At 41.7% G+C, this 14439-nt stretch carries 2 protein-coding genes; both read left to right on the forward strand.

Annotated features, from left to right (window positions below; translation table 11 throughout):
* The first annotated feature begins 284 nt into the window (after positions 1-284).
* Entirely contained in the window at positions 285-7790 is a 7506-nt protein-coding gene (locus tag VR7878_RS16180; RefSeq protein WP_077337080.1) for a non-ribosomal peptide synthetase, read from the forward strand.
* The gene (locus VR7878_RS16185; protein ID WP_077337081.1) at positions 7787-14419 is read left to right on the forward strand and encodes a type I polyketide synthase; all 6633 of its coding nucleotides are present in this window, start codon (positions 7787-7789) and stop codon (positions 14417-14419) included. The genes VR7878_RS16180 and VR7878_RS16185 overlap by 4 nt, the downstream gene beginning before the upstream one ends.
* The last annotated feature ends 20 nt before the right edge of the window (positions 14420-14439 follow it).

Raw genomic sequence — 14439 nt, forward strand, 5'->3', positions numbered from 1 at the left:
GTCGATTAAGGCTGTACGCTAGCTCATTCTTTGTTTATTTCAGTGTAAATGGAAAATTTCTAATTGTTAGCAACAAAATTGTTATTAAATAAATTGACTAAAATATTATTAATCGCAATGAGTATCTTTCCTATTGACTATTTATGTTTGCGTGTATTAGCATAAATTTTAATAAAAATTGAACAATTATCTTTTGTGTATTTTAATCACATAAAGATAATTTATATAATAATAAATTTCAAAGTCAGACTAGGTGATTTATCACCATCAAAGGATAAAGTATAATGAATTCTTCTTTTCAAGAGAGGATGATGCTATCTATTCGAAAGCATCGATTTGTTCTAGATGAAGCTATTTTTTACAGAAATGAATTGTCATCGAATAATATAATAAAAATATATATTGTTCTAGATAATGGTCATTCTACACTTGTTTGTCGAGAAAAAATATTATCAGATCTTTATCGTATTGATGGTTTTGAAAATACAATGTGGGATATATATTTTGTCTCAAACATTCCTGTTGTTGATGGAAGTGTTGATTTTGATAAATTGCTTTCCCAATCTATATTGGGTAATGAAATTTCAGATATAGAAAGTATCAATATACTACCATCTTCTGAAATTGCTGATATACGATTCGTACTAAAAGAGCATGTCAATCCAAGTCGTCGATTACACTTGTCTGATCTTTTTTTACACCAGTACTTATCTAATGATTATGATAATATTCAGATAGATTCTGCAGAGTATACTGATACTGATTCGAGTGAGTACTATAAGAATATTGTTCGGGAAAGACCTAAAGCAATTAGTTGTGGAGGGGATTTGCCGGAATTTAACCACTCAGCTCGTACAATGAGTGAAGCTTTACTCACTACAGCAAAAATGTATCCAAATCGTGCTATCACATGTATTGATGAATCTGGTCAGGTAGTAAGATTAACTTATCAAATGTTGTTAGCTGAGGCTCAAAAAGTTTTAGCAGGTCTTTCATCATCTGGGATCAAATCCGGTGATATAGTCATTCTTCAGATAAAGAAACTTGATACTTACTTCCCGGTATTATGGGGATGTATTTTAGCTGGTGTTCACCCTATTACTGTTGCAGTTCCTCCGGTCTATCATCCGGATCAAAATGTTGTAAAGAAGCTATTTAATATTTGGAGCCTGTTAGATAAACCTGTTGTTATAACCACTCCTGACTATTATACAGAGGTAGCAGATCTATCATTAATGATGGCAATGGAAGGGCTACGTGTTTTTTCAAGTGACAATCTGATTAAAAATGGCAGTTCTGATGTATATGCTGAAAGAACACCAAGAGATATTGTTTTTTTGCAGCTTAGTTCGGGAAGCACTGGTATGTCTAAGTGTATTCCAGAGACAAGTCGATCAATTATTAGCCATGCTCAGGGTGAGCAGATCTATAATGGAGTCTGTGATAAAAATATCACGTTGAATTGGTTACCTATGGATCATGTAGTTCCTTTGCTAACCTGCCATTTAAAAGATGTATATCTAGGTTGTGAGCAACTGCATGTTGATACCGGATATATTTTATCTAATCCTTTAAGATGGCTTGATTTGATTGATACATATCGAGTGACACATACTTGGGCTCCCAATTTCGGTTTTCGTTTAGTGAGTGAGAAATTATCCGAAGGAACATCGAAACATTGGGATCTTTCTTCTATTCAGTATTTTATGAATGCAGGGGAGCAGGCTACGCTCTCTGTTATTAAAGCATTTATTGACGCTGTTACACCATTTGGAGTTAAACCCCACTCGATGCAACCAGCTTTTGGTATGGCAGAATCATCAACTTGTATTACCTATCAAAATAATTTTGATGTTGATACAGGAATATATCAGGTTCAACCGGATAAGCTGTTCCCACATATACTGCATGCATACTCAGGATCTGGAGAAGAACATTTTTCCTTTGTTTCTTTAGGGAAGCCAGTTCCTGGAGTTGAGATACGTATTGCAGATGAAAATAATGAGACGCTTCCAGAAGGGGTTATCGGAAATTTACATATTCGAGGGGCAGTCGTAACTAGCGGTTATATTCGAAATGATGTGGCTAATACAGAAGCACTTGTCGGTGATGGTTGGTTTAATTCCGGAGACTTGGGTTTTATTAAAGATAAAAACTTAGTATTAACTGGCCGTAAGAAAGAACAAGTAATCGTTAATGGTGCAAATTATTATTGCTATGATATTGAAGATATTGTGTCTTCTGTTTCTGGTGTCTTATCTGGTTATGTTGCATCTTTTGGAGCAAGAAATTCCCAGACAGAAACACATTCGTTAATTATTTGTTTTGTCCTATCTGATGAATCTGTTTTGGACGATTTTTCTATACTATGCCCTATTATTGATGAAATTCGTAGCTGTTTGGCTCGTCAGATTGGATTAAGCCCAGAATTTATTATCCCAATGGCTAAAGATCATTTTCCTAGAACAACTAGTGGTAAAATTCAACGGACGATGATTTGTAATCAATTCATCCAAGGGAAATTTGATCTCTTGCTTAAAGAAATTGATTTATATAGCAATAATGCCAATACTATTCCAGATTATTTTTTCAGTCAGACATGGAGTACTCGAAATGATTGCTCGGTGATATCAGATAGCGATACTCAGCCAGTCGTTATTTTTACTGACACTTATGGTTTAGGTGATGAACTATCTTATCAGCTAAGAAAATCAGGTATTGTATCAATAATCGTTGAGCCCGGGGATCAATATAATATGGTCTCTGAGGTGCATTATACATTAGATCCTCAGGCTCCCTGTCAGATAGAATCTTTATTTCAGACACTCAGGCAAAAGAATCAATTTCCATCTTCTGTTATTTGTCTGTGGAATTATAGGCTGAATAATGTTGTTGATGAGCATTTGAATTTTTCAGGTAATCTTCAGACTATTTTTCATCTTTTATCTTTGGCCAATACACTGGGCAAAGTGACAAGAGAAGATGAGCAGATCCATCTTATGGTTGTTGGCAGTCAGATGTATTCTGTCCTTCCAGATGATACTGTTGACTGGCGGTTAGGGGCGTTACCGGGATATCTTAGAACACTATCTCATGAAAATCCATGTATATCATGTCGTTATGTTGACCTTGAACCTCGTTCATCATTGGAACGGATTGATTCTACCGTCTTAGCTCAAGAATTAAGAATAATTTCATCAGCGACTGAAGTAGCTTATAGACATGGAAAGCGATGGGTTCCACTGTTGTCAAAAGTTCTTTTCCCACAACAAGAAACCGAACTATTTTCCTCTCCTTTCCAGCAGCATGGATGTTATGTGCTTACCGGAGGTTTGGGAGGAATCGGTTTCTTGGTTGCCAGACATTTGTTGCAACATTACCAAGCTCGCTTGCTTTTGATTGGTCGTGACTTATCGTCAGATAAGTCAGAGAAATTGAAAATGCTACAAAGTTTGCAGGGTGATGTACTGTACGAAAGTGCAGATGTTTGTAATCTTGAAGCAATCAGAGCGGCAGTAGAAAAAACAGAGTCTAGATGGGGACAATCATTGAATGGTGCTATTCATCTTGCTGGTCATTATTCAGAAAGAAAAATTGCCAATGAAAAGATTGAATCTGCGCTATTGGACATGGCTCCAAAAGTTCAGGGGGCTTGGGTTTTACACCAAATATTAAGTGCTCGGGAAAATACATTCTGCTTGTATATGTCTTCAGTTATTGGTCTGTTTGGAGGTATAGACGTTGGAACATATGCAGCGGGTAACGCTTTTCTGGGAAGCTTCACTCATTACCAAAATAGTTGTACATCTGTGAGGGCCTACTGCTTTGACTGGAGCATGTGGAACAATGTTGGTATGAATACTGGCTATAAGTTTAAGGATTTATTTCTTGCGAAAGGTTATTTCTTGATCCCCCCACGTCAGGCTTTATTTGCTATGGAAGCAGCATTGCAAACTGGTCCGGGGCGGATTGTCATTGGCCTTGATAAAGAGAATAGAAATATTTCTGCTCGTCTGGATCAGTATCCGGTTTCTTCTGAGAGTTGGTATGGGTATTATGTTTTACGTGATCAGGGCGTTCCATTGCCTGACAAACTGATAAAACAATATAAAACCGACTATGGTATTGCTGGCTTTATTGAATTAGATGAATTTCCACTGACTGACTCGAAGGAAATTGATTATCGTGCATTAGCACTCTACCGGGCAGAACAAAAAGAATATGTTAAACCTGCGAATGACCTTGAATTCAAAATTGCAGAGATTTGGCAAAGAATATTACAAATAGAAGATGTTAGTGTATGTAGTACATTTTTTGAGTTAGGTGGAAACTCACTTTTAGCAATGAAGCTCATTGAGCGGTTGAGTGCTTTTACCGGACATCCCTTGATGTTGAATCAATTATTTGATTATCCGACAATCAGAGAATTTTCAGAGTGGATTGCGACGCTTGAAATTCAGGAAAACCTTTATGAGAACATGTTACTTTCAGGCGCTGAACAAGATCGCTACAAGGCATTTCCATTAACAGATATGCAGCAAGCATATTTTGTCGGACGGCAAAATGTATTTTCTCTGGGAGGAGTGTCATTACACTGGTATGTTGAAATTGAATGCAGCTCATTAGATGTTTCCCGCTTTAATCAAGCATGTAATTCGGTTATCCGTCGTCATGAAGCACTACGAACAGTGATTGTTGAAGATGATCAGCAGTGTGTTCTTGAACATGTACCGACATGGGAAATACCGATAGTGGATTATTCACATCTACAAGATGTTCAAGTTGATAAATGCTTATCTGAAATTAGGGAAGAAATGTCTCATCAGATTATTGATCTAAAAAAATGGCCAATGTTTGATGTTAGACTCTCGGTACTTTCTCCGGAAAAACAAAGACTACATATTAGTATCGATGGACAATTTTTAGACACGAGAAGCTTTCAGATTATCTTGCATGATTTACTGGTTCAATATCAGCAACCAGCGGATAACGATGTATTGGAGCCGTTTGCGTTTTCATTTCGTGATTATGTCCAATGGCAAGAAAACCGACGTCAGGTTCAGGGACAACAACAGTCATTGAACTATTGGCGAGAAAAGATAAAGACGTTAGCGCCGGCCCCTGATTTACCATTGGCAAAACAGCCGAATCAATTGACACAACATCAGACCCGAATTCTTCACCGGAATCTTGCGGTTGATCTGTTGAATAGTATTGAGTCTCAATCACAGGAATATGGTTTAACCTCCGCAGCTGTCTGGTTGACTGCTTATACGACAATATTGGAACGATGGAGTCATTCTCCTCGCTTTACCATCAATGTGCCCGTTTTGAATCGCCCATCTGTACATGATCAGATACATGATGTTGCCGGGTTGTTTTCGACATTTGTTCCTGTGGAAGTTGATTACTCAACTGAAATGACTTTTGTTGAAAAGGTAAAAGATATTCAGTACCGACTTGCTGAAGCGATGGCACATACTGATGTTTCCGGTGTTGAGATATTAAGGGAAATTTTTCAGCAACAGTCTCATATCTCAGATAATCTGATGCCGGTTGTTTTTACATGTTTCCCCACGGGGCTGAGCTCATGGGATAAGACGCTTAGCAAACGTATGAAATCCGTATTAGGGGAGCCGGTCTATGTTGCCAATCAAACGCCTCAGGTCTGGCTGGATTATTTAGTGACCCAAGAAGAAGACTGCGTTCATGTTAGCTGGGTTGTTACGGACGGTCTTTTCCCTGAAGGTATGATTGAGGATATGTTTGATGCTCATTATCAACTTTTGTGTCAGTTGGGCACGATGAGTGAAGCATGGCATTGGTTGCCTCAGTCAAGCTGTCGTTTACCCGAAAAACAAATGGCTGTCCGTCAGCAGAGTAACAACACCGCAACGTCATTTCCTACTCATATGCTGCATGAGTTGTTTGATGCTCAGGCGGAAAGTCAGCCGGAAAGTATCGCTCTGATAGGTGGTGGAAAACGATTCAGTTATCAGGAGGTATTTCATCTTAGTAACCATATCGGTCATCTATTGAGATTGCATGGTATCCAGCCAAACCAGCTGGTTGCAGTCGTTATGAAAAAAGGCTGGGAGCAGATAGTTGCAATTCTGGGGATCTTAAAGTCAGGTGGTGCATATTTGCCCATAGATGCTTCATTACCAGAGGAAAGGCAACATTACTTGCTGGAAAATGCAGATGTAAGTATCGTGCTCACACAGGAAGAATTTGAATATTCATTACGGTGGCCTGAATCTGTTCGAGTTGTTCGTATTAACGATGATATGAAATCTGACGCTTCAGGAAGTGATAAATTGCCTGTTGTACAGTCATGGAATGATCTGGCATATGTCATCTTTACATCGGGATCTACAGGTCAGCCTAAAGGAGTCATGATCGATCATCTCGGGGTTACGAATACGGTGTTAGATATTAATCAGCGCTATCGTGTAACAAACAATGATCGTACGCTTGCAATCTCCTCGCTTAGTTTTGATTTATCTGTCTATGATGTCTTTGGTGTACTGGCTGCTGGTGGCACAGTTATCGTACCTGATGCGGATAAACTACGTGATCCGGAACATTGGTTTGATCTAATCGAACGGGAGCGGGTCAGTGTATGGAATACGGTTCCGGCATTGATGCAAATGCTTGTTGATTATGCTGAAGAATGTCATGGATGTCTTCCTGAATCACTTCGTATTGTTCTGATGAGTGGGGATTGGATTCCTGTAAGTTTGCCGGAACGCATCTGGACGTTGGGGCGGAAAATTGAGGTTAATAGTCTGGGTGGGGCGACAGAAGCCTCAATCTGGTCAATACACTATCCTATACGGAATGTGGATCCTCAGTGGAAAAGTATTCCATATGGACAGCCCTTGCTTAATCAGACCTATCATGTCTTGGATCATCAGCTGGCTGAAAAGCCGGATTTTGTAACCGGGGACTTGTATATCGGTGGTATTGGTCTTGCCCGGGGATACTGGAAAAATCAGGAAAAGAGTCGGGAAAGTTTTATTCTTCACCCAGACACGAAAGAACGCCTGTATCGGACCGGTGACCGAGGTTGTTATTTGCCTGACGGAAATATTCTTTTTCAGGGACGAGAAGATTATCAGGTCAAAATTCAGGGATACCGAATCGAGCTGGGAGAAATCGAGAGTGTTCTAAAAGAATGTGAATCTGCTCAGGATGCTGTGGTTATTGTGATTGAACCTCGGAAGGGGAGTCGCCAACTCGCTGCGATTGTCCAGAAAGAAGGGGAAAAAGAGCTCACAAGTCAGATAATATCTGAAGTATTAGAGAAAAAATTACCGGAATATATGGTGCCTTCAGCCATTGTTGTGGTTTCGAAAATGCCGTTGACATCTAACGGTAAAGTTGACCGGAATGCTTTGGAAAAATTGGCCTGTGAAGCTTATGAACAAAGACAGAACTCACAATCTTCAGTGCCTGTGTCAGATTTAGAAGCAACCTTGGCGAGTGGACTGCAAGATATTTTATCGGTTCCTTCTGTTGATTTAGAAAGTAGCTTTTTCTCGCTTGGTGCGACTTCTGTGGATGTTGTAGCATTTTACCGCAAACTGAAACAGTCGCTGTCATGTGAACTGTCTACTTCAGATCTCTTTAAATACACATCTATCCGTAAACTTGCTGACTTTATTGTATCGAAAGATTCTAAGAATCTTGATTTATCAGTTGCGAAATCTCGTGCCAGTAAAGCTCGACAGTCATCCACCAATGCCCGTTCCCGCAGAAAAAGTCGGTTGGAGAATTACGAACTATGAAAGAATTAACACCGGAAGAGTTACATAGTATTGCTGTTATTGGAATTGGTTGTCGTTTCCCCGGTGCAGATAGTCCTCAGCAGTTTTGGGATAACATGGCTGCCGGTTTGAGTGGAATGGGAGAGTTATCTGAGGACTATTTACAAAATAAAGGTGTTACAAAAGCCGAAAGATTTGATGAAAACTATGTAAGAACATCAGGGGTTCTTAATGGTGTCGAGTTTTTTGATGCTCAGTTTTTCAAAATGCCGCCTTCTGATGTTCGGGTAACTGATCCGCAGCAAAGACTATTATTGGAGTGTGCATATGAGGCAATGGAAGATGCCGGTTATGCCTCTGAACCGGAGGGTTGCCCGGTAGCTGTTTATGCCAGTGTTGGACTGAATACATATTTCATCAATAATCTACACAGTGATTTTGTCCGATCGGATTCGATCGAATATTTAAAATTACTGGTCGGGAATGATAAAGATTATGCAGCCACGATGATTTCTCACCAGCTTAATCTGACGGGACCGAGTGTTAGTCTCAATACGGCTTGTTCTAGTTCTCTTGTTGCGATACATATGGCATGTCGGGCACTATTATCCTATGAGTGTGATATGGCTCTGGCTGGTGGGGCGAAGATTATTGTTCCCCATGGTGTTGGTTATCGATATGTAGAAGGCGGCATATTTTCTCCAGACGGACAGATTCGGGCATTTGATGCTGATGCCCAGGGACCTGCTCCTGGAAATGGGGTTGGGGTCGTTTTGCTGAAACGACTGGAAGATGCACTTGCTGATAAAGATCCTATCTATGCAGTTATTCGTGGTTCTGCCGTCAATAATGACGGTGGAGACAAAATGTCTTTTACGGCACCGAGTCAGGCTGGGCAATCAGCAGTAATTGCTGAAGCATTAGCTATTGCTAATGTATCGGCGGAGACAATAGGTTATGTCGAAGCGCATGGCACGGGTACCGCTTTGGGTGATCCCATTGAGATTTCAGCACTAAGTGATGTTTATACTCAGGATTCTACGAAAAAAAACTATTGTGCTATTAGTTCGGTGAAAACTAATCTGGGGCATTTAGATGTTGCTGCCGGTGTGGCAGGTTTCATTAAAGCGGTAGGCTCACTTTATCGTCAGCAATTATTTCCCAGCCTGAATTTTGAGCGGCCAAATCCTCAAATTGACTTTGATAATTCTCCTTTTTATGTCAACACCCGGTGTCAGCCGTGGATTAGCAATAATGTCAGACGTGCAGCTGTGAGTGCTTTCGGCTTCGGTGGAACGAACGCTCATTTAATTCTGGAGCAGGCTAAGCTTCCTCTGAGAAATGAAATGCACGTAGAGACTAAAGAGGACATCTATCCTCTGTGTTTGTCTGCAAAAACTCCCGATGCATTGCGTGATCTTGTTCGGTCTTATCACAATTTTTTGCAGAACTCTCCGGAAGTTTGTTTGGCTGATCTTTGTTATACGGCTTCTGTAGGCAGAAATCACTATCAATGTCGGGCTGGTTTTACTGCCAGAAATCATCGTGAACTGGAAATCGGATTGTGTGACTTTCTGAAGAAAAAAAGTCAGCCGATATGGGCACCCTCTGGAGTGATGGCTTGGTCTTTTACCGGACAGGGGGCACAGTACCCGGGGATGGGGGAACAACTTTACCGGCAATATTCCGTTTTCAGAAAAGCCATTGATCAATGCGCTTCTCTACTGGAAGTATACTGGAGTGTCCCACTTACCTCTGTTTTGTGGGGAGAACAGAGTACGCTTCTTTCCCAGACTCAGTATACTCAGCCTGCTATATTTGCCTTTGAATATGCGTTGGCACAACTTTGGCGAACATGGACCGGTTTACCTGCCTGTGTCCTTGGACACAGTATCGGAGAATATGCTGCGGCCTGTATTGCCGGCATTTTCTCGCTTGATGATGCAATTAAGATGCTTGTTGCCCGAGGGCAACTGATGGAAGAACTGACCCTATCTGGCAAAATGCTGGCGGTTTTTACATCGGAGGTATTAGTACAGAAACTATTGGCTCAGTTTGAGCATACATTGTCCATCGCCGCAATCAATGGTCCGGAACATGTTACGATTTCAGGTACAGCTGAATGTATTGACGATTTTATAAATATTTTGCATGAACATGCCGTTGACTACCGTCCTTTAGACGTTTCCAGAGCTTTCCACTCCACCCTAATGCAGCCGATGTTGAGCGAATTTGAGCGAGTCATCAGTACGGTGACATTTCACTCCCCCCAATTAAAGATGATATCTACTGTTACCGGGCAAAGTGAGAGAGAGCTCTTTTGCGATAAACAGTATTGGGTTAATCAGATCGAACAATGTGTACAGTTTGAAATGGCGGTACATACACTCCATCGAGAAGGAACACAGCTTTGTCTTGAAATCGGGCCTGTGGATATTTTAAATAAACTTGCACAGCGATGTGTTCCTGATGGTGTTCATTGGCTGACTTCAATTGCATTTCGATATCAGGAACATCATCTGCTTGAAGTACTGACTCGTCTGTATACATTGGGAATAAATATCCACTGGTGTTCTGTATATGCTGAAAACCAATTGCAACGTGTTCATTTGCCGACTTATCCTTTCCAGAGACAAAGGTATTGGGTTGAAGCTGACATCAAAGCAAAATCCGTTCTTCCGGAACCGATAGATTCATCTTCGCATTCTTCACCTTTACATCCACTGTTGGGGCGTCCATTCTCTTCTCCGTTGCTTGAGAAAGACACTTTCTTGTTTGAATCTCAGGTTTCAGCGGATATGCCGGATTTTCTATCCGATCATGTCCTTCATGGTCAGGTCTTTATGCCGGCCAGTGCAATGATAGAGATGATCTTAGAGGCATCGGTTCAGGTGACTGGCAGCACATCTTTGAGTCTTCTTCAGCTAAGTATTTATCAACCACTTCAATTACCAAGAGACGGGGTTGTAACCCTGCAGGTTTCCTTGGTTAAAACAAATGAAGGATATACGGCAAAAGTATTTTCTTTCGAGCTGGGAAGTCGCCGTATCGGAGCCAGTGCTCTGCTACATGCGGAATGTCAGGTTATTGCTGATGAAAACAATCGTATAGCTGATGCCGGATTTACCGGATTATCTCAACGATGTACGGAAGAGGTTAGTGTTAGTGAGCTGTATGATATTCTAAAACAGCAAGGTATTGAATTTGGTCACTCCTTCCGGTTATTACAAACAGTCCGACGGTCTGCAGATGAAGCGTTCGCGACAGTTGAACTACCTGAACATATGCAATCACAAATAGAACAGTATTCTCTCCACCCCGCACTCATTGATGCTTGTTTTCAGACACTGAGTGCATTGGATTTGGGGGGGAATGCTGATGAAACTTTCCTCTTTCAGGGATTTGAATCGATGCATTACCATTCGGGGAAAGTGAGTAAATTAAATTGTGCAGTCCGTATAAGAACCGGGGTAAGTACTTCTTCGGGTTTACGTGTGGCCGATATTCTGATCATGGATTCAGAGCAACAGGCCGTTGCTTCTGTTCTGGGGGTTAAAATTCGGATTGTTCCGAAACATTTGCTGCAAAACAATACCGTTATAGAGGATCAACTGCCTCTTTATAATGTTCAGTGGCAATACAAGCCCCGCAGTTTTGTACGGGCCCGGTTGGAATATTTACCCAGTATTGAAGAACTGATGGCAGAGGTCATACATCAGGATAAGTCTCAGAATAAAACAAGTATCGAAAGTTATTTTGAGCAGCTTAAGTCTGTTGAATCTATGAGTATCGTATATGTTCTGAAAGCACTGCTGAAGCTGGGATGGGGGTGGCAGGCAGGAGAATCGTTTACAACAGAGCAATGTGTCCAAAAATTGGGTGTTATTCCTAAATACCAACGGCTTATGGCCCGTATTCTTGCAATGCTAACTGAAGTGGGTTTTCTGGTTCAGAGTGAGTCGCATCTTTGGCATGTGGTGTCTTTGCCGGAAGACGATGAAGAAGTGATTACGAATCGGGTGTTGGATTCGGTGATTGCTGAGCTGAACATCCTGCACCGTTGCGGTCCGGTATTGGATCAAGTGCTGATAGGCGCTGCTGAGCCTTTGGATGTGTTATTTCCCGATGGGGATGTTACCGATGTCAACCAAGTTTATGAGCATACACCGTTAGCTCAGAGAATGAACCAATTGGTGACTCAAACAGTCATTCGTGTTTTAGATACATTTCCTCTTGATCAGGAAGCCAGTATTCTGGAAATTGGTGCCGGAACCGGTGGTACAACGGCAGCTCTTCTGCCTTCTTTACAGAAACATTCGGTACATTATGATTTTACTGATATCTCGCCGTTGTTTGTTGAAAATGCTAAAGAGCGTTTCAGTGCCTATGATTTTGTCAGTTATCAGACACTAAATATTGAAAGTGATCTGGCCGAGCAGGGTTTTTCCGAACACCAGTATGACATGATCATTGCTTCTAACGTGTTACATGCTACACGAGAGATGCATTTGACTATGGCTCAGGTCCACCGGCTTTTGAAGCCAGGGGGAATTCTCGTAATGCGTGAGGTGATTAAGCCTCAGCGCTGGGGCGATCTTAGTTTTGGCCTGACCGACGGATGGTGGCATTTCACTGATATAGATTTACGCCCGGATTATCCTCTTTTATCGGGTAAACAATGGCAATGTCTGTTGCAAGATAATCACCTGACGAATACACACGTTTACCAGCTTGACGAAGCCAGTGCCGAAGCTTTGATTGTTACTTCCCGGGAGCCGGATATTGAAGTGGTTCCGTCGGCTCATTGGCTGATTTTTGCTGATCATCAGGGTGTCGGTGAATCTATGATGAGATTGTTGACAGCTCGTGGTGATCAGGTGACCCGTGTTACGCAAGGGGATGACTTTGTGAAGACCGATGACGGTCACTTCATACTCAATCCATCGGTAGCGCAGCATTACGACATGTTGAGCCAGCATGTTCCTGTTTCCCGGATTACTTATGTCGTCCATCTGTGGAATCTGGATTTATTGACAAATTATGATTCGCTGGGAGCTTTCACGAAGCAAGTCTCTACAACTTGTGCGAGTGTTCATGCTCTTGAAACATTACTTTCCGCAATGGCAGAGAGTACCTCCTCCGGTAAAGCTTGGGTGGTTACCCGCGGTGCTCAGCAAGTTAGTTATGAGGGCGCTGATGGATTTACTCAATCACTTGCTTGGGGGATAGGAAAAACGCTTTCAGTTGAGTACCCGGATTATTGGGGTGGATTAATTGATTTAGATTCTCACCGGGAAGACGGTATTAATAATGATGCTGAAGCATCATGCTTATGGCGAGAGATCACGGCAAACGATGGCGAAGAACAATTGGCTTTTCGTGGCCGTTCACGCATGGTTGCCCGGCTCACTTCTTTAACATCTGATACCGAAGAACAAGCACAGAAATTCTCTTTTGACTCAGAAGCTAGTTATCTGATCACCGGCGGTCTTGGTAAGCTCGGTTTGAGTGCAGCGACTTGGATGATTGAACAAGGTGCAAAACACCTGATTTTAGTCGGTCGAAATTCTCCGTCACAGCAGGTAGAAGCTGCCCTGGAAGAACTTCGGGTAAAAGGATGCAACATATACCTTAGTCAGACGGATGTTACAGACAGAGAATCGATGACGCGGTTATTTACATCTCTGAAACAGACAATGCCAGAAATTAAAGGTGTTATTCATGCAGCCGGAATTTCCGGAGGAGTAACACAACGATTTGATATCAATCGCTTGGATGAAGTCTTACAGCCTAAAGTTGCTGGTGCTTGGTATCTTCATGAACTCACGAAAGAGATGCCTTTGGATTTCTTCATTTTGTACTCATCGATGGTCTCTGTATGGGGAGCATCCGGACAGGCTCATTATTCGGCTGCAAACGCTTTCTTGGGAGCATTCGGTGCATTCCGCCGACAGCAGAACCTTGCAGCGTTAACAGTCTATTGGGGGCCATGGAAAGACACGCTGGGTCACCATGAACAGGAAATGGCAGAGAAATCCGGAGCACGTTTACTTCGCTCTGATGCGTCGTTAAATAAAATGTTCTCTCTGATCGAACAAGATATAAGTCATGGGATCATTGTTGATATTGACTGGGAAAAATTTAAAGCGGTGTATCAGTCACGAAAAGCCCGCCCACTTTTTACCAATATTGTCACTGATACGTCAGTCGCTTCACCGTCGAATGCGTTAGTGCCTGATGATAATTTGCAACAGATCCTTGCTGAACTTCCTCCTCAGGAACGTTTACCTCGACTGACGACATTCATTTGCAAGGAAATACTGGATGTTCTCGGCTTGCCACCAGAAGATATTGTAAACCCAGAGCAAGGGTTCTTTGATATGGGGATGGATTCCCTGCTAATTATCGATTTACGGAAGCGATTGTCTCGTCAACTGGAAGGCAGCATTGCAGCACAAGTGATGTTTGATTATCCATCTGTTTCCCGGCTGGCTGAGTTTATTTTGTCATCATTGCTTCAACTGGAAAGTCAGGCACCGACAGTCTCAGGGCAACAGTCTATCAATGCGATACAGAATGAATCGGATAACTACGAAGATTTATCGTCAGATGAACTGATGGCTCTATTGGAAGATAGTCTGACTGACTGAAAATAATTATATAAAAAAGG

It is taken from the genome of Vibrio ruber DSM 16370, assembly GCF_900163965.1.
In the GTDB taxonomy this organism is placed as follows: domain Bacteria; phylum Pseudomonadota; class Gammaproteobacteria; order Enterobacterales; family Vibrionaceae; genus Vibrio; species Vibrio ruber.